This is a genomic window from Photobacterium leiognathi (genome assembly GCF_030685535.1).
In the GTDB taxonomy this organism is placed as follows: Bacteria; Pseudomonadota; Gammaproteobacteria; order Enterobacterales; family Vibrionaceae; genus Photobacterium; species Photobacterium leiognathi.
This window is the reverse complement of record NZ_CP131601.1, coordinates 2,633,108-2,654,125: the sequence shown is the minus strand read 5'-3', so window position 1 is coordinate 2,654,125 and position 21,018 is coordinate 2,633,108. Positions and strand designations below refer to the sequence as shown.

General features: G+C 39.9%; 14 protein-coding genes and 1 pseudogene. 8 read left to right on the top strand and 7 right to left on the bottom strand.

The window, feature by feature from the left end; translation table 11 throughout:
* The first annotated feature begins 23 nt into the window (after nucleotides 1-23).
* Nucleotides 24-749 carry a purine-nucleoside phosphorylase gene (deoD, locus tag Q7674_RS19030; RefSeq protein WP_008988390.1) on the top strand — a complete coding sequence of 242 codons (726 nt, stop codon included), beginning with the start codon at nucleotides 24-26 and terminating at the stop codon, nucleotides 747-749.
* 88 nt (nucleotides 750-837) lie between these two features.
* On the opposite strand, the gene Q7674_RS19025 is transcribed toward deoD, so the two are convergent.
* On the bottom strand, nucleotides 838-1,452 hold the full coding sequence (locus tag Q7674_RS19025; protein ID WP_023930961.1) for a YtjB family periplasmic protein: 615 nt from the start codon (nucleotides 1,450-1,452) through the stop codon (nucleotides 838-840).
* A 364-nt stretch (nucleotides 1,453-1,816) separates the two neighbouring features.
* Here Q7674_RS19025 and serB point away from each other — a divergent pair, with 364 nt between their 5' ends.
* Nucleotides 1,817-2,782: a phosphoserine phosphatase gene (serB, locus tag Q7674_RS19020; protein ID WP_045064056.1), complete on the top strand. Its 966-nt coding sequence runs from the start codon at nucleotides 1,817-1,819 to the stop codon at nucleotides 2,780-2,782.
* Between the two features lie 103 nt (nucleotides 2,783-2,885).
* Here serB and Q7674_RS19015 read toward each other — a convergent pair whose 3' ends face one another.
* Complete coding sequence (locus Q7674_RS19015; RefSeq protein WP_305423112.1) at nucleotides 2,886-5,237, bottom strand: PilZ domain-containing protein; 2,352 nt, start codon at nucleotides 5,235-5,237, stop codon at nucleotides 2,886-2,888.
* Between the two features lie 147 nt (nucleotides 5,238-5,384).
* Between Q7674_RS19015 and radA the strand changes: the two genes are divergently transcribed.
* The gene (gene radA, locus Q7674_RS19010; protein WP_045064059.1) at nucleotides 5,385-6,779 is read left to right on the top strand and encodes a DNA repair protein RadA; all 1,395 of its coding nucleotides are present in this window, start codon (nucleotides 5,385-5,387) and stop codon (nucleotides 6,777-6,779) included.
* Nucleotides 6,780-7,010: 231 nt separating this feature from the next.
* Here the strand turns inward: radA and Q7674_RS19005 are convergent, their stop codons facing one another.
* The 3 genes from Q7674_RS19005 to ettA all read right to left on the bottom strand — a co-directional run bounded on the left by Q7674_RS19005 (nucleotide 7,011) and on the right by ettA (nucleotide 10,982).
* Nucleotides 7,011-8,036, bottom strand: coding sequence for an IS110 family RNA-guided transposase (locus Q7674_RS19005; protein ID WP_305422071.1), 1,026 nt, complete (start codon nucleotides 8,034-8,036; stop codon nucleotides 7,011-7,013).
* 111 nt (nucleotides 8,037-8,147) lie between these two features.
* On the bottom strand, nucleotides 8,148-9,131 hold the full coding sequence (locus Q7674_RS19000; protein ID WP_052679921.1) for a M23 family metallopeptidase: 984 nt from the start codon (nucleotides 9,129-9,131) through the stop codon (nucleotides 8,148-8,150).
* A gap of 183 nt (nucleotides 9,132-9,314) precedes the next feature.
* Complete coding sequence (gene ettA, locus Q7674_RS18995) at nucleotides 9,315-10,982, bottom strand: energy-dependent translational throttle protein EttA (RefSeq protein ID WP_008988384.1); 1,668 nt, start codon at nucleotides 10,980-10,982, stop codon at nucleotides 9,315-9,317.
* Nucleotides 10,983-11,247: 265 nt separating this feature from the next.
* On the opposite strand from ettA, the gene sltY reads away from it, so the two are divergent.
* Complete coding sequence (gene sltY / locus Q7674_RS18990; protein WP_045066404.1) at nucleotides 11,248-13,197, top strand: murein transglycosylase; 1,950 nt, start codon at nucleotides 11,248-11,250, stop codon at nucleotides 13,195-13,197.
* Between the two features lie 158 nt (nucleotides 13,198-13,355).
* Nucleotides 13,356-13,673, top strand: coding sequence for a trp operon repressor (trpR, locus tag Q7674_RS18985; protein WP_043128445.1), 318 nt, complete (start codon nucleotides 13,356-13,358; stop codon nucleotides 13,671-13,673).
* Nucleotides 13,674-13,717: 44 nt separating this feature from the next.
* On the opposite strand, the gene yjjX is transcribed toward trpR, so the two are convergent.
* Together yjjX and Q7674_RS18975 are read right to left on the bottom strand one after the other, a co-directional pair.
* Nucleotides 13,718-14,233 (bottom strand): inosine/xanthosine triphosphatase, encoded by a 516-nt coding sequence (gene yjjX / locus Q7674_RS18980; RefSeq protein WP_045066406.1) that lies wholly within the window; start codon nucleotides 14,231-14,233, stop codon nucleotides 13,718-13,720.
* A 134-nt stretch (nucleotides 14,234-14,367) separates the two neighbouring features.
* On the bottom strand, nucleotides 14,368-15,009 hold the full coding sequence (locus Q7674_RS18975) for a helix-turn-helix domain-containing protein (protein ID WP_008988380.1): 642 nt from the start codon (nucleotides 15,007-15,009) through the stop codon (nucleotides 14,368-14,370).
* 2,506 nt (nucleotides 15,010-17,515) lie between these two features.
* Between Q7674_RS18975 and Q7674_RS18970 the strand changes: the two genes are divergently transcribed.
* The 3 genes and pseudogenes from Q7674_RS18970 to Q7674_RS18960 form a co-directional block, all read left to right on the top strand.
* Nucleotides 17,516-17,722, top strand: a complete 207-nt coding sequence (locus tag Q7674_RS18970) for an AlpA family transcriptional regulator (protein WP_045066408.1) — start codon at nucleotides 17,516-17,518, stop codon at nucleotides 17,720-17,722.
* Between the two features lie 120 nt (nucleotides 17,723-17,842).
* Nucleotides 17,843-18,868 (top strand): IS110 family RNA-guided transposase, encoded by a 1,026-nt coding sequence (locus Q7674_RS18965; protein ID WP_305422071.1) that lies wholly within the window; start codon nucleotides 17,843-17,845, stop codon nucleotides 18,866-18,868.
* Between the two features lie 1,081 nt (nucleotides 18,869-19,949).
* Nucleotides 19,950-20,677 (top strand): annotated as a pseudogene (locus Q7674_RS18960) (IS30 family transposase); the annotation flags it as partial.
* Nucleotides 20,678-21,018: the final 341 nt, after the last annotated feature.

Here is a 21,018-nt window from a genome sequence, read left to right as displayed (position 1 = left end):
AAAAATAGGAAAAGGATACAACTATGGCTACTCCACATATTAATGCTGAAATGGGCGATTTTGCAGATGTAGTGCTAATGCCGGGCGATCCGCTACGTGCTAAGTACATTGCTGAAACTTTCCTAGAAGACGCAAAAGAAGTATGTAATGTACGTAGTATGTTAGGCTTCACGGGCACTTACAAAGGTCGCAAGATCTCTGTTATGGGTCACGGTATGGGTATTCCATCATGTTCTATCTACGCAACAGAATTAATTAAAGATTTTGGTGTGAAGAAGATCATTCGTGTGGGTAGTTGTGGTGCAGTACGTGACGACGTTAAGCTACGCGACGTTGTTATCGGTATGGGTGCATCAACAGATTCTAAAGTAAACCGTATTCGTTTTGGCGGTCACGATTTCGCAGCGATTGCTGATTTCGGTATGGTACAAAACGCAGTAGAAGCAGCAAAAGCGAAAGGTATTCCTGTAAAAGTAGGTAACATCTTCTCTGCTGATCTGTTCTACAACCCAGATTTTGAATTCTTCAAAACCATGGATAAGTACGGCATCGTTGGTGTTGAAATGGAAGCGGCGGGTATCTACGGTGTTGCTGCTGAGTTTGGTGCAAAAGCGCTAACTATCTGTACTGTATCTGATCACATCTTACGTGGTGAAGCGACAACGTCTGAAGAGCGTCAGCTAACGTTCAACGAGATGATTGAAATCGCACTAGATTCTGTGATCTTAGGTGATGCAGAAGAAGCTTAATCATTCTTGATTAAACAGATAAATAAAAACGGAAACAGTTGATAAGCTGTTTCCGTTTTTTTATGTGTCAATTCGATAGATCTCGCGTTTAGTCTTTGGCATTAGCGGTAAGTAAGAAAGGGAAATGCCAAATATCTTTTCGACGACCAAAGGTAAAAGCCAATAGTAAGCCAATCATTAATGCAACGAGGATCAAGCCACGAATAATGCTGGTCATGTATTCAATTTGGCTTTTTGCATGCGCTAATAGTTTATTGTGCTCAAGCGTAATACGAACAAAACCAATCACGTGATTATTAGCAAAAATCGGTTGAACAATTTGTTGGCGTCCAATGCTCGCCATCGCCAATGGGGTAGATAGCCCGGTTAATTGTTCTAATGGCATTGATTGATCTGTTTTTGCTAGTGTTACCCCGTCAATATTATAAATAGATGCATCTAAAATAAGAGGCTCATCAGAAAGCTGATTGACGAGTTGCTGTAATTTATCTTGATCATTATCGGTAATTTCAGATGCTGCACTTTCTGCTGTTTGGCGAACAAGCATGCGCGATAACGTCTGTGTTTGCTCACTTAGCATTTGATAATTACGCTGTGTTAACAGGGCGCCATATTCCAGCATACCAATTAAGGCAAGAGCACATAATAACAGTACTGAAAGTCGTCCTAAGCTTTGCCAGCGCTTATTTTTCCATTTTATCATCGAGTTAACCTTTCTTCTTCGCTGGTGCTATTTTACACGATAATCTATGAGATTAAGAATCTTACTATTCACTGTAATTATCTTGTTTTAAAACATAGCCTTGAGTCTATTATTAATGAGCTCTGATAAAAAATCACATTTCTATTGGTGTTTTTATAGGTAAAAGAAAAGAGAAATAGCTATCTTTTATTACAGCTTTGTAACAAATTGGGTTGCTCTTCACGGGCAGGATCGGTAGTTTGTAAAGAAGTAGCGATAAAGTGGCTGAATTGTCACGATGTTAGGGTTTTAATAATCATACTCTATACCTAAGTATCTTGAGATGACTTAGGTATAGCAATAAGCTACCTTCAGGATGAATAATATGGATGTTGAGCACGTGCTTAAAATTAAAAAACACCCCACGCTTTATAAACGTTTCCCGCAATTATTATCTGTTACTAACAGTGATAAGCGACAAGCCCGCGCCATGTTTTATGGTAAAGCGATCAGCCACTATGACATTGAATCATTAGCAGCAGTGCTTGATGACGATTTAGTATTGTTAGCTGGCTGGAAAGTTGGATCTTACGATGTGTTTTTGATCGCCAATGATCTTACTGAAGAGCTAGAGCAAGCATTCCGTTCACTAGCATTGGATTATTACCATTTATCAGAACTACCTGATCTTACTGAGCCGGGGTTGGTGGTGTTTGATATGGATTCAACCGCAATTGAAATTGAATGTATTGATGAAATAGCAAAACTAGCAGGTGTTGGCGAGCAAGTTGCAGAAGTCACTGAACGCGCGATGCAAGGTGAGTTGGACTTTGAACAAAGTTTGCGCCAGCGTGTAGGTACGCTAGCAGGGGCTGATGAATCTATCTTAGCCGAAGTAAAAGCAACACTGCCGTTTATGCCTGAGTTAAGAGAGGTTGTTGCCAGCTTGCATTCACGAGGCTGGAAAGTCGCGATTGCTTCTGGTGGTTTTACTTACTTTTCTGATCACCTAAAACAAGAGTTGGATCTTACAGCTGCTTTTTCTAACCAATTAGAAATCATTGACGGTAAATTAACAGGCAAGGTGCTTGGAGATGTCGTTGATGCCCAAGCTAAAGCGAATATCTTGCAAGGGCTTGCCGAGCAATATGATATTGAACCGCATAATACTGTTGCTGTGGGCGATGGCGCAAATGATCTGGTAATGATGAAAGCGGCAGGTTTAGGTATTGCTTATCATGCTAAACCGAAAGTTGAGCAGCAAGCGCCAGCGGTGATCCGTTATGCTGATTTAGGCGGTATTTTGTGTATCTTGTCGGCATCTTTAGTGCCGCAGCGTTTAAGCTGGTAAGCCATAATTAGAGCATAAAAGAGAGATAAGAAAAGCCGCTGATGTTCGCTTTGTTATAAAGCCATCATCAGCGGCTTTTTGTTTGTATGGTGAAAATAGCGCGTTAGCTGATCTCTAATCGAACTAATACTTCGTCAGTAATATCGAAGATCTCACCACAACCAATCAGCGAAATAAATTCCGCTTCAAGTGCTCTTGCTCTATGGAGTGTTAAACGAGCCAATTCACTGAGCTTCTCACCAATTAATGCAGTTAGCGGATTAAAAATCGGTAATGCAGTCACACGGATGGCAAGAAAACTACCATTTTTACGAGCAAAGGTAATAAAGCGAATGCGATCTTCTAAGGTTTCAAACTCATAGCTCGCTTTGACCGCGATTTTTTTTATTTCTCCGTCTTGTTGCTGGAAAGCAATATACAGTTCATGAACATAAGGTTCGCGTACGTTTTCAATTGGACGCATTGGGTAGGCTAGCATTTCTTTAACCCGACGCTTAAACAGTAGACTGAGATCAAAGTGTTTATGCTCGCCTAACTGATAAAAAATATCGGCAAGTGGTGTTAATGGGAAGTTTGAACCGACAGTTTTCACTTTGATTTTATGGTCAATCTTTTCGGCAAAATACGGAATGCTATTTAAACGAGTAAGCAGCATTTGGTGCATCGCCAGCAACATCGCAGGTGACGAAAGTTGCTCTTCACACAGCGCAAGTTTTTCTTGGTTACTCTTAATTAAGTTACGTAAGAATTGCTCACTAGCGGCTGATTCTTTACTTCCCTCGGTGATTAGCTGGATATTCTTGCCGTTAGGGCTAGTACGGATCACCCGATAAGGCATACGATTGAGAATATCTATTTTGGCTAATCGCTGAAGCTGATCAAATTTAATGATCACAGGATCGTCTTTCTTACAACGAAAAGGGGTATCGAGATTGATGTTCAGCCCTTTACTGGAGAAATCAATAGAGTGACTGACGCTGATCAATTGCCCTTGTTGATATAAAGAGATCGGGGTTTTATAAGCAAAGCGAGATTCACTACGTTGCGGCTTGGGATCGAAATGGATCGCTTCCGCCAGACAAATTGGGTTTTTCGGGTGTCTAAATGGGTTGATCGCTTTGCTATCTAAGCTTGATTTATGGGCTGCACGATAATCTGGCTGTGTCGCCTTGTGAGTAATGTCTTGTAGTACACCAACATGAGTGAGATCTTGGAATTTCTCTAGCATTTCAGGGGCGACATCATTGAGCTTTTCTAGCTCTTGTTGGCGCAAAGGGTATACCGTTAATCGCATCACACGCCAGCTGTCACGGTGTGCACCAAGCAGCCAGAATAGACGACGCTGCTCTTGATCCATTTCAGGCAAAGCAGCGGAGTAGAAATAGCGTGAGCCTTGGTGATCATGATGGAAACAATAAATGAGGGTACTAGATTGCTTGAGTCCCTTACGCCCCAATGATGCGATACGTTGCTCGGAGAGTAGCTGATTGATCACGGGTTGATTACGCTCATCATGCCAGTATTGCCATAAATAACGGTTGTGATCGGTCAATAAGGCGTATTTCAGCTCAGTGCCTGAGAAGAACAGAGGGATCCCCACGGTATGTTTGAGAAAACAATGCTCATAGCCTTGGGTGCGTGCCTGAATGATTTTATCTTCATGGTTATGGCGATGTCGTAATGTGCCTTTGTTTTGACTCTCGACGATCATGGTTTTTAAGGCTTCATTGTCACTTAATGCGATCAGTCGTAACCATTTAAAGCTGTTGTCTTCTGGGTTGTCATCAATACCTAAAATGCGGTAACGGTGAGGTTGCTCAAAGCACGGCTCATCGTGTGTTATTGCTAATTGCGGGAAAGTGGCATCGATGGTTTGCCCAAGACGATAGTTAAATGCTGCTGGGACTTTAAATTTGGCACCGGAAAAAGATAGATCAGCGGTCATTCCCCAAATCTGTTGATTAAGCGGGAAATTAATAGTTACTGGGGTGCTGATTTGTAGGCGATTTTCTTCTCGGTGGAGATAATGACCAAAGCGGATCAAATTAGCGGTAAAGAGTTCAAGATTACTTTTCTGCGTCACAAGTGTTGAGCGTTCACCTTGCTGGTGGAGCTCACGAAAATCATTATGCGTATTAACTAATGCCTCATACAAACCAGTACAGTATTGATTATTAAAGACTTTACTACGGCGATGTAAAATATTGATGGCTACATCATCAAGCCAGTGTGTTTGATCGTTAAAAGTATATGGGCGACATTGCCCCTTTACTCGACCACGTAAATCAATGATTTTTTTACACGGGGTCATTAACCGATTAATTTCCATTTTTATACGGAGTTTGATCGGCCCGGATTCGCTACTGGTTAAACTATCAAATACCTGTTGGAAATCTTCGCTTCCGTATACAGGTAATAGTTGTTCTATGAGTGCTTTGTAATCGTCCAACTGCATTTTATTTTCTGAGAAAAGATTCGCTGTTAGTATTATCTGCTTAGAGTGACAAAAGTTTAATGTAAAGTGATAAAAACTGACATTTAAGTTGAGGTTTACATTGAATAATATCGGTTTATTCGATGGATTAGACATTTAGGGTAAAGAATGGCGAAAGCAGCAAAACGTGCATATGTTTGTAGTGATTGTGGGATGGACTTTGCTCGTTGGCAAGGTCAGTGCTCTGGATGTAAAGCGTGGAATACGATCACTGAATTTACGATCCCTAATACCAAATCTGGATTAACCAGCAGTTCTGCACGCGCAAGTGTTGGTGGTTACGCAGGTGTTGTGGGTGGCGGCTCGAAAAAACTGAACGAAGTTGAAGCGGTAGAAGCTGAGAAGATGCTAACAGGCATTGGTGAGCTTGATCGCGTACTTTGTGGCGGCTTAACGACCGGATCTGTCAATATTATTTCAGGCGATCCCGGTGCAGGTAAAACAACGCTGCTTTCCGACTTAGTTGCGCGTATGTCTCAGTTAATGCCGTCACTTTACTGTACTGCAGAAGAGTCACTGTCGCAGTTTAAGAACCGTGTGAACCGCCTCAAGCTTAATTGTAATGAAGATAATTTATATCTGATGGCGGAAACCAGTGTGGAAGCGATCATTGCAGAGCTTGAAGTTAAACAAATCAAGTTTGCGGTTATTGACTCTATTCAGGCGGTATCAACAGAGCTTGCCAATGGTAGCCCTGGTTCACCATCACAAGTAAAAGCAGCAGCACAAGCGTTAACCCAGTATTGTAAGCAAAATAACGTAACGATGTTTTTGATTGCTCACGTAAACAAAAACAATGAAATTGCAGGCCCACAAACGCTTGTTCATATCGTTGACTCCTTACTGCACATTGATACCAATGATGGTCAAGTACGTACCCTGCGCGCCAATAAAAACCGTTTTGGTGATGTCGATACCGTTGGTATTTTCCGCATGACTGAACGCGGTATGCTCAGTGTTGATAACCCAAGTGAGATCTTCTTATCGGGTTCAACAACAGAATCATCGGGCTCTGCCATTACCTGTATTCGTAAAGGTAACCGTAATATCTTGTTGGAGATCCAGTGTTTAACCACGGAAACCGAAGGTGAGTTCCCACAGCGCGTGTGTGTCGGTCTAAATATGAACCGTATCAAAATGCTGACGGGTATTTTACGTAAGCATGCGAAAACGAAGATCTACCACGATACCTTTTTCAATATCGTTGGCGGCTTGAAAATTGATGAGTCAGAAACCTGCATCGACTTGGCGCTGGTGGCTGCACTATTGAGTAGCTTAAATGAGTTCGTGGTGCCTCGTACTACGTGCATCATGGGAGAGTTGAGCCTAAACGGTGATGTTCGCCCGATTGATAGCGGTGTGCCTCGTGTGAAAGAAGCGGCGCAACATGGTTTTACCGAGATCTTTATTCCTTACCGTAACTATCATAAATCAATGGAAGGGTTAGGCGCGAAAATCACGCCAGTGAAAACCATTCATGAGTTACTGGATTTGATCAACTAATAAAATGTATGGTCCGCCCCGTTATTGCAACTACAATATTAGTAATAACGGAGTTGGCGCTAATGTATTCGGAGTCAAAATTAGGCATATTAATGTCCTAGCTCCACGATGATATCCGCGCCAGATTATCCTTAAAAAGCGAAAAGCATTTATTGCTGTTTTTATTATCAGGTTATTAATCTGGCCGATTTACCGTTAATGTCATCACTTGCATTGTCGTTGCAAACTCGGTTATGACTGCGATGCAGTCTTAAACGCTTGGCGGTGGTATAACACCGCCCAAGCTATTCTTGCTAATTTGTTAGCCAATGCGACAACAACCACATTGAATGGCTTACTGGCTCTTAAATCTACCAGCCATTGTCCGAAGACTTTACCCGTTGTCTCTAACCTTGATAATACAGCTCTTGCGCCATGAATGAATAATGTCCGGAGATGTTTATTTCCTCGTTTACTCACCCCAAGTAACTTTGTTTTACCTCCCGTAGAGTATTGTCGAGGCACTAACCCTAACCAAGCAGCCATATTCCTTCCATTTGAAAAGTTACTGGCGGCACTAACATCTGCCACACATAGGGTTGCTGTTAAATCACCGATGCCAGGCACAGTTTTTAATAACTTAGCCAATTCATGTTGCTCAGCTAGCTGTTTCAACTTCGTATCTTGTATTTTTATCTGCTCATTAAGATACAAATAATGTGCGTGAATTAAGCTTAATTCGTACATAAGACTTTGTGGAAGAGTTTGATATTTTTGGTCTGCTATCCACTGAAAAAGCATCTTCATTTTCGCATGTCCTGTAGGCAAGCTCAGTCCAAACTCTAACAATATCGCTCCGATACGAGACATACAGGCTGTTCGCTCCTTAATAAAACCATCACGGATACGATGAATGACAGCAATGACTTGTGCTTCTTCTGATTTAACAGCAACAAAGCGCATGGAAGGTCGACTTGCTGCTTCAGCGATAGCTGCAGCATCAATGAAGTCATTTTTATTGCCTTTCACATAAGGTTTTACATACTGAGGAGGAATGAGTTGAACTTGATGCCCAAAATCAGCACATTTACGGGCTAACCAATGTGCACCACCACATGCTTCAAATGCGATAGTGGTGGTTTCTAAATTTGAGAGAAACTTTAGAAGTTGGCTTCGATTATATTTCTTACGTAGCACCTCTTTACCTGCGTAATTGTGTGCGACAGCATGAAAGCAGTGTTTACCTAAATCGATACCTAAGATGTGGATAGTAGACATATGGTTCACCTCTTTGAAAGCCTACCCTAAGCCTAACGGCTTAGGATGAGGCGGACCATATAATTAAGTGAGAGGCCGCTGTATCGCATATGCCTCTCGCTTCTTTCTCATCTACTTGTGAGTATCAAAAGTCACTTTAGGCTTGGGATGATTCGCTGTATTGAATATATCTTGGCTATGATCTGATGCTAACTGTACTTGCATTTCCACCATACTGCCGACGGTATTGAGCAGTGATGTCCATTCAACATTTGGCTCTTTTTCAAATAGCGTGTCGAAATTCTCGATATTCCAATTAACAAACGGACGTGGGTTAAGCGGCTTACCTAAAAAATGGATCTCATAATGCAGATGAGGCCCTGTCGATAGCCCAGAGTTACCCGTCCAGCCAATCAGTTCCCCTTTGTTAACGAACTGTCCTTGCTTCACATTGAATTTACTCATGTGTGAATAGGTAGAGACAAACCCCATAGTGTGATTAAGTGTTAGCTGATTACCATAGCCGTATTTACTGGCGTTAACCTTTTCGATCACCGCATCTGCTGGCGCATAAATAGGTGTCCCCTTACTTGCACCGAAGTCTAATCCATCATGGTTTTTACGTTGCTTGGTAATGGGATGAACACGAGTACCAAAGCCTGACGTTAATGGTGCATCTGGTGTTGGCTTACCATTAGGGATAAGTTGAAATAGCGTTGCTTTGACTGCAGAATTAATAGCGGCAGTATCAACCCGTTGTTTGATCGTTTGAGGTGGATTTTCATCACTCAATCCTAGAATGTTTTCCATATCATCAATACGCTGATTTAACTTTTCTAGCGATTGTGTTTTTTTCTCTAAGGAATCATTCAGGGTTTTGTTAAGTGCTGTCTCTTCTGATAGTGATGCACTCAGTTCTAACGCTTTATTGCGCAATTTAGAGACTTGCTGATGGGAGTTTTGTGCTGAGGTATACAACTCAACTATGGCATTCGTACCATAAGTGACTAATCCACAAACAATGAAGAGCCCAGTATATCGAGCAACATTAGCAGTGAGTGCTTTTATATCACCGCTGCGAAGTTTTGTGGTTACGTTCTTTGGATTAAACATCATGCGTACGACAGGTTGAGCTATTTCTGAAGCTAGAGTTTATGTGTTGGATAGGATTATTGCTAGTTTATTACATCTCATTTATGCAACGTTTTAATGAGTTTTGTTAGTAATATTGCTGATTTTTCATCAAAAATAAAAAGAGCGACCGAAGCCGCTCTTTTTCATTTATCACGAGTGAATTGCTTATTTAGCAATACGCTTGTATTTGATACGGTGTGGTTCTGTCGCATCTGAGCCTAGCGTTTTCTTCAGCCAATCAGCGTATTCAGTGAAGTTACCTTCAAAGAAGTTCACTTGACCTTCGTCACGGTAGTCTAGGATGTGAGTTGCGATACGGTCTAGGAACCAACGGTCGTGCGAGATAACCATAGCACAGCCAGGGAACTCTAGTAGTGCTTCTTCTAGTGCACGTAGGGTTTCAACGTCAAGGTCGTTGGTTGGCTCATCGAGTAGTAATACGTTACCGCCCGCTTTAAGTAGTTTCGCAAGGTGGACACGGTTACGCTCACCACCAGATAGATCACCAATGCGTTTTTGTTGATCACTACCTTTGAAGTTAAAGCGAGACACGTATGCACGCGCAGGGATTTCAAAGCTGTTGATCTTGATGATATCAGCGCCTTCAGAAATCTCTTGGTACACAGTGTTGTTGTCGTTCATGCTATCGCGGAACTGCTCAACCGATGCCAGTTTCACAGTATCACCTAGCTCGATCGTACCTGCGTCAGGTTGCTCTGTACCACTTAGCATCTTAAATAGGGTAGATTTACCTGCACCGTTAGCACCAATGATACCAACGATAGCACCCTTAGGAATGCTGAATGATAAGTCATCGATAAGTACGCGATCACCGAACGATTTAGTTAGGTTATTCACTTCGATAACTTTGTCACCTAGACGCTCACCTGGCGGAATGAACAGTTCGTTTGTTTCATTACGCTTTTGGTGATCGTTGCTTTGTAGCTCTTCAAAGCGCGCCATACGTGCTTTAGATTTCGCTTGGCGACCTTTAGGGTTCTGACGTACCCACTCAAGTTCTTTCTCAATAGTCTTCTGTAGCGCGCGCTCTTGAGATGCTTCTTGTTTTAAACGTGCATCTTTTTGCTCTAGCCATGAAGAGTAGTTACCTTGCCATGGAATACCTTCACCACGGTCAAGTTCTAAGATCCAGCCCGCAGCGTTATCTAGGAAGTAACGGTCGTGCGTGATAGCCACAACAGTGCCGCTGTAATCGACGAGGAAGTGCTCAAGCCATGCCACAGATTCAGCATCTAAGTGGTTGGTTGGTTCGTCAAGCAGTAGCATGTCTGGCTTATCTAACAGTAGACGACAGATAGCAACACGACGACGCTCACCACCAGATAGGTTTTTAACAACCGCATCCCACTCAGGAAGACGAAGCGCATCAGCGGCACGTTCAAGTTGCATACCTAGGTTGTGACCATCTTTGGTTTCGATCAACGCTTCAAGTTCACCTTGCTCTTTAGCAAGTGCATCGAAGTCTGCATCAGGTTCTGCGTAAGCTGCGTATACTTGGTCAAGACGGATCAGTGCTTCTTTCACATCTGATACAGATTCTTCAACCACTTCACGTACAGTTTTGCTTTCGTCTAGGATTGGCTCCTGTGGTAGGTAACCAATTTTTAGACCTGCTTGTGGACGTGCTTCACCTTCGATATCAGTATCGATACCTGCCATGATGCGTAGTAATGTTGATTTACCTGCACCGTTTAGACCTAGGACACCGATCTTAGCGCCAGGGAAAAAGCTCAGTGAAATATCTTTTAGAATTTGACGCTTAGGTGGGACGATTTTTCCCACTCGCGACATGGTATAGACGTAATCAGCCATATCCGTGTGTGATCTCTACTTAAAAAATGAAAGGGAATATTTTACCTGTTCTGGACTGAAGTTTAACAGAATTGTTTATATTTGGTGGTGAAGACAACAAAAAACGCAGCGAAAAAAATGGGCTCATTTCCTAGAAATGTTACGGATACCTGCTCATTGATGAGAATGAGGTCATGAATTATTTGCTATTATGATTGTCTCAAATGTAGTTGCCATTACCCATTGATTACTATGACAACAGGGAATTTATTTTTACGATCTCGATATGGAGCTTCTAGTGCCACGCATTCCAACGTCTCATAAGTTTTTTTCCATTGCGCTGTTATCACTAGGCATAGCAAGTACCTTTAGTGTGCATGCAGCCTCGTTAGAGCAACAGCGCACTTGGTATGATCAAGCGCAAACAGCGTTTGATAACAATAATATGGCGGTATTTAACGCCAACAAAAGTAAATTAGGTGGGTATCCGCTATACCCTTACTTGGAATACCGTCTATTTAATAAAGACTTAGATAATAAAACACCTAGCCAAGTAAAAACCTTTGTTAATAAATACAAAGCATTACCTTTTAGCCAAACCATTCAGCGTAATTACTTGTCATATCTTGCAGGGGCTGACAGATGGCGCGATTTCCTATCGGTGCAACCGACAGAGCCTAGTCGCACATCGCTAAAATGTTCTTACTTCTATGCGAAGAGCCAAACCGGTCATGCAAGCCAAGCGTGGGCGGGAGCTGAGAAATTGTGGGAGACGGGTAGCTCATTACCAGCCGTTTGTGATCCTTTATTAGATGCATGGACTGCTGCAGGTAAACGAACTAATACTTTGATCCTTGATCGCATGTTGTTGGCGTTTAAAAAGGGCAACAAGAGTTTAGCGACTTACCTTGATAAGCAATTATCGGGTAGTGCACAAGCAACAGGGGATAAGATCCTCGCGTTATTAGATAAGCCGCAGGGCGTGGCAGATTTTGCTAAACAAAGTAAGGTGACCAAGTTTAACCAAGCGCTAACCGAGGCAGCATATTACCGTTTAGCTCGCGCTGATGTTAAACAAGCGGTGGCTTCATATAATCAGGTGGTTTCAGGTCAGCATTTTGATAAAGCAACTAAGCAAGCATTGGCTGATGCGGTGGCATCACGACTTATGTCAACCAGTGATCCTGTGTTAGCAAAATGGCGTGATAGCAAATTAAAGACGAGCCAGAACGTGAGCATTTTAGAACGTCGTATTCGTAATTCGATCCGTGAAGCGGATTGGAGCGGCGTACAAACGTGGATCAATCGCTTACCAAAAGAAGCGAAAGACAGCCTACGTTGGAAGTTCTGGCAAGCTCAGCTATTAGCAAAGAAAGGTCAGAAAAAGCAAGCAGATAAGATTTACCAATCACTATTAGGTGAGCGTGATTTTTACAGTGCAGCTGCTGCCACAATCTTACACAAGCCGATTGTATATCCTAATCAAAAAGGACCAACATCAACCAAGCTGATCCAACCATATATGACGACATTAAAGCGTATTGGTGAGTTGATTGATACTGATAGGTTGATTGCTGCTAATCGTGAATGGGGCTATTTGTTATCGCATATTCAAGGTGTACAAACTAAGCGTCAGTTAGCGGTTTATGCGGAAAAACACAAGTGGCATCACCTTGCGGTACAAGCAACGATCTCCGGTAAGCTTTGGGATCATATGGAATTACGTTTCCCATTAGCGCATAAATGGTGGTTTGATTTCTTTAGTAAAAAGCGTGGCATTCCAACGTCAACCATGATGGCATTAGCCCGTCAGGAAAGTGCGTTAAATATTCACGCTCAATCACATGTAGGTGCGCGAGGCTTAATGCAGTTAATGCCTGCAACCGCAGCACATACCGCGAAGAAATTGGATTATAAGTACGCAGGTAAAGCAAGCTTGTTTGATCCAGGTGTGAACATTCGCTTAGGTAGTGGTTACTTAAAAATGATGCTGGATAATAACGATGAAAACCGTATTTATTCTTTCGCATCTTATAACGCGGGTCCCGGTCGTGTTAAGCAATGGAAGAAAGTCACCGATGGCAAATTAGATGTGTACAGCTTTATTGAGCAGATCCCATTTAACGAGACCCGTGGTTATGTCCAAAACGTACTGATGTTCGATGTGTACTATAACGAACTCATGGGCAAAAAAGCGCCGTTGTTTAAGCCGAGTGAGCTAAAAGCTCGTTATTAGTATTACTGAACAACTTTAGCTATTTAGCAAGTCAAAGCCGAGTTTTTCATAACTCGGCTTTTTTATATTTGGAAGGCAGGGTTTTACAAGGGGACCATTTGGTGTCTGATGATTATCAAGGTACACTGCAACAAGATAAAATTCCTGATGAGATCACCATGACAACAACGACCGATAGCCCTGATTTTACCGAGTGGCAGAATGTACTCGATTTGATCCGCCATGCGTCTGCGGAACAACGTGATGAGTTGTTATTCCAAGTGTTATTAACCCATGATGAGCGAGAAGCACTTATTGCTCGGGTTAATATTGTGCATGAACTACTTAATGGTGAGCGTAGTCAGCGTAAGATCAGTGAATTATTAGGTGTAGGTGTCGCAACGATCACTCGAGGCTCTAACGAGCTAAAACATCAAGATGATGACACTAAAGCTTGGTTAGCGAACTTTCTTGCTCAGAATAAGCCAAATCAATAATGTTTAAATGGGATATTGCTACACTAACAATATCCCATTTTTTATTAGAATAACTCAGGCTTAATAAATGGGATCAGTGCTAGAATTAACGCTTGCTGATAAACCGAGCTTCGCGTTAATAGATGATTAGTCAGCATCGCAATCGCGCCGCCTTTTTGCTTCACATTCTGTTGGTTAAACATCTCATCCATAATGTCACCGAGCTCCATACCTTGATGGATTTTCTCCAGTGCGAGCGGTGGCAAAGGTAAAGAGGCTGAACGTGATTCACTCATTTTTCCTTGATGTTCTATCACCATCCACGCAAACGTAAACTTTTCATCTATTCCAGCTTCTAAGCCCACAATAAAATCAGCATTAGGGCATTGCTCTCGACAATGACGAACACGATTTTTTGCACCGAGTAGTGTCTCATCACAAGTTAGCGGCTGATCCCTTACACCACTTAATGCTGCAATACCTTCAACAGTGAATACTTGTTCTGGAAAAACGAGCGTAAATGCATCACGCACAGCGGCAATTTTGGCTGGATTGGTTGAAGCAACCATGACTGTTTGCATGTATAGATCCCTAAATTGTTGAATGCGTGCCCAGTGTACTGAAAAGTAAGCGAGAGCCAAAGTACGTGATAGTGACAAAATAAAAAAGCCCGCGATTTCTCGCAGGCTTTCTTTTATTCATTAATCTCTGATGATTATACGCGATCGTAAGCCCAGTCAGATTGGATGATGTAACCGTGAATTTGGAACTCATCGTTGTTCACGAATAAATTCGGGAAATCCGGTTGTGATGTTGAAAATACAACACCATCAGCAAGTTGTGTCATGTGGTAAAAGTCAGGCTCACTACCACGAACAGATGCAAATACTGGTTGTTTAGGACGGTATTCCGCTTTTTTCGTTGCTAGCGCATAGCTACCAACAGGCGCACATTGAGCAATGTTTTCATTGTCAATTAAAAGACCTAAACACTCTTCACGCTCAAGGTGTTGAGGAATTGCACGTTTGCTGATCACTTCAACAGAACTGCCATCAGTGTATGCTGAAAAATCTTTACGATGGATCACTGGGATGTAAGTACATGTCGCAGCATTATCCAGTTCAGTACTGATTGTTGTTGTCGCTTGCGTACCTGTATCTACTTGTCCTGTTAGGATATAACCGATAGAAGTATTTAAGGTTTCTGCAATTTTTTCTAATTCACGAACCTCAATGCCGTATTTACCGGACAGTTTGCGGCTCATCGTACCTTGTTGAAGATCTAGAGCTTCGCCAAGTTGCTTCTGGCTGATACCTTGTACCTTCGCCAAACGCTTAATTCTCTCTAAATATTCCATAACAATTAGCTTCCTGCTTGAAAAAAGGGAGAATGCAAAAAGGCATTCTTAAAAGTCATAATTGAGTTTACTAATAATTGTAATAAAGGAATCACTAAGAAAACAAAAGTGCGATTGAACAGCGTAAAGAAATATACCCTCAGGGCAAGATGGGTAAAAAAAGGTACAAAATACGCAATAAAAAATAAGTTTTCAGTTTTAAATCCGGGGATAGCATTAACTTATATCTGTTACATTAATATTAAATGCGAGAAATGTTTGTAAAGCCATGATTAAGAAGAGGTTATACATGTCTGTAGTTTATTGATTGTAGTGCATTCATGGTTCGGGTGTATGATTCTTACCATCTAAGCTATTACAGTCAGACTACAATAATAGAATGACTTAATGTTCTGAGGTATTTAATAATGTATCAATCTACTTAACAATAATGGCTTATTATTGAAGTAGTTAATTATATATTAATTCTAATTTGGAATAACTAATACAAAAACGAATTAATTAAAATTGGGACCAATCTCAAGTGATATTGATGACGTGCTAGCTTTTCTTAAACGTTTATAAGTCTGCATAAATGAAGCGTAGAGCCTCTTTATTTTTTAGCCTCAAACAGGCAATAAAGAGTTTGTGAATGGTAGTTCGAAGATAATGGTTGTGCCTATATTTCTAGATATCATTGATGGAAGTCTTATTACTAGAATTAGCTTTAATCGGCACTTCTAATTTCTTGGAATACCGAGCCGCATAGCAAATAGATGGATATTACTAGGTACTTTTGTACATTACAGATACAAGAAAGCCCGCTAAGTCAGTAACCTAGCGGGCTCTCTGGACGTCCTAGGACGCCTTCGTATACGAATTTGGTGGGCTGGCGTCATCTGAATTTGGTTTTTATCTTTTTGTTTTTATATAACTTATCTCAGTTTGATTTTCACTGGTGTACCCTAAGATGTACCTATTTATTTCTGTTGTCGGAAATTATCTTTAAAAAGTAGTGTTACGGAAATAAATGCTTCTGCATGGGTACCTTAGTAGCTCAAAATGAGAGGTTATTATTGGCTGCTATCCTGCGAAGGTTTAAAGAAATGATCTTTTCTACTAAATACTAACCCAAAGGTTGACTACCAAGTACCAACCCAAACTCTGTTTGTTTTAGGCGATCTCAACTGCAAGTGTTACTCAAAATCTATGTACTTATAAAAAATAAAACATATAGAAACAATACGTTAAGTTGGGTTGGTAGTTGAAGCCGTGACATTTACTATCAAGTCCCAACCCAAACTCTGTTTGTTTTAGGCGATCTCAACTGCAAGTGTTACTTAAACTCTATGTACTTATAAAAAATAAAACTAATAGAAACAATACGTTAAGTTGGGTTGGTAGTTGAAGCCGTGACATTTACTATCAAGTATCAACCAAAACTCTATATGTTTTAGGCGATCTCAACTGCAAGTGTTACTCAAACTCTATGTACTTATAAAAATTAAAACTAATAGAAACAATACGTTAAGTTGGGTTGGTAGTTGAAGCCGTGATATTTACTATCAAGTACCAACCCAAACTCTGTTTGTTTTAGGCGATCTCAACTGCAAGTGTTACTCAAACTCTATGTACTTATAAAAATTAAAATTAATAGAAACAATACGTTAAGTTGGGTTGGTAGTTGAAGCCGTGACATTTACTATCAAGTACCAACACAAATTCTGTTTGTTTTAGGCGATCTCAACTGCAAGTGTTACTCAAACTCTATGTACTTATAAAAATTAAAACCAATAGAAACAATACGTTAAGTTGGGTTGGTAGTTGAAGCCGTGACATTTACTATCAAGTACCAACACAAATTCTGTTTGTTTTAGGCGATCTCAACTGCAAGTGTTACTCAAACTCTATGTACTTATAAAAATTAAAACCAATAGAAACAATACGTTAAGTTGGGTTGGTAGTTGAAGCCATGACATTTACCATCAAGTACCAACCTAAACTCTGTATGTTTTAGGCGATCTCAACTGTAAGTGTTACTCACCGTAAGTACTTATAAAATTAAAAGTTAACTAAAACATGATATTAGGTTGACTTTGTGTTTGATTTCCTGAGATTTAGTTCCAAGTACCAATCCAAAATCACTGACTAAATTAAGTGGGATAATTTACTATTGAGCACTCTGGTTGGAAATTTTTTTGGCTTTAGCGATAATTTTATTTTGAATATCACAAACTTTTATCATTATATCTTTATATATTTTCTCTTTTTCTTCTTGAGACGTATTTTTTACAAAGTTAGATAATGGTGTCGATGCAACTTTATTTACTATATTTTTTTCATAATACCCTCTTATTAAAGTAATTTTTAAACTGGAATAACTAAAATTCAGTTTAGGATATTTAACTTTATTAGCTAGTGTAATTTTTTTTTGCTCTCAAAAAAAAAGCGCAAATATTCCGTTCTTTTAGATGTTAATTTGAACTAGCTAATCCGATATATTTAATTTATCACAAGGAATATAAGTATGATGATAAATCAGAAACCATCAAAGATTTTACGACTACCAGATGTCAAAGATCGAGTTGGCCTATCTAGAAGTAGTATTTATGCATTAATGACCAAAGGTGACTTTCCACGATCAGTTCCTCTGGGCGAGCGATCAGTCGGTTGGTTTGAAGATAAAATTGATCAGTGGTTATTAGAGCGAGAAAATAAAAGAAAGAATAAATAATATGTATTTGTTCTGTCTAAATTTTAAAAGCCTTTGGACTTTACTTCAAAGGCTTAATTATATGGTCCGCCTCATCCTAAGCCGTTAGGCTTAGGGTAGGCTTTCAAAGAGGTGAACCATATGTCTACTATCCACATCTTAGGTATCGATTTAGGTAAACACTGCTTTCATGCTGTCGCACACAATTACGCAGGTAAAGAGGTGCTACGTAAGAAATATAATCGAAGCCAACTTCTAAAGTTTCTCTCAAATTTAGAAACCACCACTATCGCATTTGAAGCATGTGGTGGTGCACATTGGTTAGCCCGTAAATGTGCTGATTTTGGGCATCAAGTTCAACTCATTCCTCCTCAGTATGTAAAACCTTATGTGAAAGGCAATAAAAATGACTTCATTGATGCTGCAGCTATCGCTGAAGCAGCAAGTCGACCTTCCATGCGCTTTGTTGCTGTTAAATCAGAAGAAGCACAAGTCATTGCTGTCATTCATCGTATCCGTGATGGTTTTATTAAGGAGCGAACAGCCTGTATGTCTCGTATCGGAGCGATATTGTTAGAGTTTGGACTGAGCTTGCCTACAGGACATGCGAAAATGAAGATGCTTTTTCAGTGGATAGCAGACCAAAAATATCAAACTCTTCCACAAAGTCTTATGTACGAATTAAGCTTAATTCACGCACATTATTTGTATCTTAATGAGCAGATAAAAATACAAGATACGAAGTTGAAACAGCTAGCTGAGCAACATGAATTGGCTAAGTTATTAAAAACTGTGCCTGGCATCGGTGATTTAACAGCAACCCTATGTGTGGCAGATGTTAGTGCCGCCAGTAACTTTTCAAATGGAAGGAATATGGCTGCTTGGTTAGGGTTAGTGCCTCGACAATACTCTACGGGAGGTAAAACAAAGTTACTTGGGGTGAGTAAACGAGGAAATAAACATCTCCGGACATTATTCATTCATGGCGCAAGAGCTGTATTATCAAGGTTAGAGACAACGGGTAAAGTCTTCGGACAATGGCTGGTAGATTTAAGAGCCAGTAAGCCATTCAATGTGGTTGTTGTCGCATTGGCTAACAAATTAGCAAGAATAGCTTGGGCGGTGTTATACCACCGCCAAGCGTTTAAGACTGCATCGCAGTCATAACCGAGTTTGCAACGACAATGCAAGTGATGACATTAACGGTAAATCGGCCAGATTAATAACCTGATAATAAAAACAGCAATAAATGCTTTTCGCTTTTTAAGGATAATCTGGCGCGGATATCATCGTGGAGCTAGGACATTAATATGCCTAATTTTGACTCCGAATACATTAGCGCAACTCCGTTATTACTAATATTGTAGTTGCAATAACGGGGCGGACCATACATTTTATTATCTAAAGTGTCATTAATTTTAGTTATGAAGGAAGAGGTATTATTCTTATTAATTTTTTTGTTTATGATATAAACAAAATAAGAGAGTAAAAAACCTATAGAATAATTAGGTATATGTTATAACTAAATTTGAAATTTAGTACACTATATATAGTGTCTAGTTTTGAATATAGACACTATAGAAATGCAAAATTTATAATTTAATGTTTTAAATCATGTGGTTATTGTTTTTATCAATGGTTTTGGAGTATTATTCCTCTTTATTTCTAATTTGTGATTTTTATACTTTAAATTGATAGCTTATTGTTATTTACTGCTTCGTATTTTTATCAATTCTTAATTTTGCTCTTAAGGTGTTGATTTTAATAGGATGGTAATGGAATGGGTGTGTTTTTAAATTATAGGTCTGAAAATTTCCCTAATTATCGATTTAAATTCTGATTTTTTGCTTTATATCTGAGGAATTATCTATCTAAAAAACAAATTGTAAATTTTGTTATTATAATTCGAACCAAAAAAAGCAATTTTTTTTAAGTAAAATCTTCGAAAAGTCTCTTCTTGCTTGCATTGGCTCTAACTGTTAACAGTTAATAGATAATAACAGTTACGTTTTCTGTTCTGGAAATCGTAACTGTCCAACCTGTTAAACCGTTACCATTATTTAGTGAGCTTGATAAAAAATTCAAAGTCTCTATATTTATTTAGTGTAATTTCAAAACTATAAATCATATCTTTTCTGATGTTCTTGAATTCAGATAATAAGTGCAACACTCATGGTTGAAAAGGTGGGAGAAGGACAGCTGCTGATAGTGGTATGCTTCTCATCGCCAAAATCAAAGCAGTATTACCATGAACTACCAGCAACTGACCGAAGGTCAAAGATACCAGATTTTTACTCTTCTTGCCGAAGGTTATTCGCAGTCAGCGATAGCAAAGAGACTAAGTGTTCATCGTTCAACCATTTGCCGCGCATTAAAGCGTAACAGCGACAACAGTCACTACTGGCCTGACAGAGACAATATGTTAAGTTACCAACGGCGCAGTCAGGCATCTAAATATCGAATTTCACAAGATACTATTTGGTTTGTTGAGATGGTTCTGGGTTGGGATTGGAGCCCCGAATGGATTTATCAGCACATCGCCCGAAACAAAGCACAAGGTGGTCTGTTATACAAACATCTACGGCAAGGCCATAAGCGTTATCGCAGGGGCAAACATACGCTTAGAAAACCGATAGTTAACAGTGTATCGATTGATGAACGACCCGCTATCGTTGACACCCGAGAGCGTCTGGGGGACTGGGAAGCTGACACTGTTCTGGGTAAACAAGGTACAGGCGTTTTGGTCACACTTGCGGAGCGAAAGAGTAAGCTCTATTTAGTGAAGCGAGTACATAGTAAGGAAGCTGATGTCGTCAAAGACGCAATCATCGAAATGCTCATGCCTTACAAAGCGTATGTTCATACGATTACGTTCGACAATGGAGGAGAATTTGCTGGGCACGAGAGCATTTAGATGCAAAGGCTTACTTTGCCCATCCTTATTCATCGTGGGAGCGTGGTCTTAATGAAAATAGCAAAAGATAAATAAGATATTGAAATTAATAGTAATGATGTACTAAATGATTTTTAATCTATCTTTAGTCGTTAAATTAAAATGTTAATTATATTGTTACCAGTATCTTGAAATACATTATTTTTACCTGGTGTCAATTGGAATGAAAATCTGTTTTTTATATTAATATTGGTGTTTTTTAAATAGATGTTATATTAAACATATAAGTAATTATATTTAGTGGTTAATATGGTTGTTAATATAGAAAAAAATAATACGGATAAGGAAATAATAAAAAAAATAAAATTATTATTAATGATAAAGTATAAATTATCACAAGAAATTTAATCATAGTAATTATAAG

What these genes read in the sequence shown, in the direction of transcription:
- deoD (WP_008988390.1), top strand. Translation starts at nt 24, where the DNA reads ATGGCTACTCCACATATTAATGCTGAAATGGGCGATTTTGCAGATGTA.
- Q7674_RS19025 (WP_023930961.1), bottom strand. Translation starts at nt 1,452, where the DNA reads ATGATAAAATGGAAAAATAAGCGCTGGCAAAGCTTAGGACGACTTTCA.
- serB (WP_045064056.1), top strand. Translation starts at nt 1,817, where the DNA reads ATGGATGTTGAGCACGTGCTTAAAATTAAAAAACACCCCACGCTTTAT.
- Q7674_RS19015 (WP_305423112.1), bottom strand. Translation starts at nt 5,237, where the DNA reads ATGCAGTTGGACGATTACAAAGCACTCATAGAACAACTATTACCTGTA.
- radA (WP_045064059.1), top strand. Translation starts at nt 5,385, where the DNA reads ATGGCGAAAGCAGCAAAACGTGCATATGTTTGTAGTGATTGTGGGATG.
- Q7674_RS19005 (WP_305422071.1), bottom strand. Translation starts at nt 8,036, where the DNA reads ATGTCTACTATCCACATCTTAGGTATCGATTTAGGTAAACACTGCTTT.
- Q7674_RS19000 (WP_052679921.1), bottom strand. Translation starts at nt 9,131, where the DNA reads ATGATGTTTAATCCAAAGAACGTAACCACAAAACTTCGCAGCGGTGAT.
- ettA (WP_008988384.1), bottom strand. Translation starts at nt 10,982, where the DNA reads ATGGCTGATTACGTCTATACCATGTCGCGAGTGGGAAAAATCGTCCCA.
- sltY (WP_045066404.1), top strand. Translation starts at nt 11,248, where the DNA reads ATGGAGCTTCTAGTGCCACGCATTCCAACGTCTCATAAGTTTTTTTCC.
- trpR (WP_043128445.1), top strand. Translation starts at nt 13,356, where the DNA reads ATGACAACAACGACCGATAGCCCTGATTTTACCGAGTGGCAGAATGTA.
- yjjX (WP_045066406.1), bottom strand. Translation starts at nt 14,233, where the DNA reads ATGCAAACAGTCATGGTTGCTTCAACCAATCCAGCCAAAATTGCCGCT.
- Q7674_RS18975 (WP_008988380.1), bottom strand. Translation starts at nt 15,009, where the DNA reads ATGGAATATTTAGAGAGAATTAAGCGTTTGGCGAAGGTACAAGGTATC.
- Q7674_RS18970 (WP_045066408.1), top strand. Translation starts at nt 17,516, where the DNA reads ATGATGATAAATCAGAAACCATCAAAGATTTTACGACTACCAGATGTC.
- Q7674_RS18965 (WP_305422071.1), top strand. Translation starts at nt 17,843, where the DNA reads ATGTCTACTATCCACATCTTAGGTATCGATTTAGGTAAACACTGCTTT.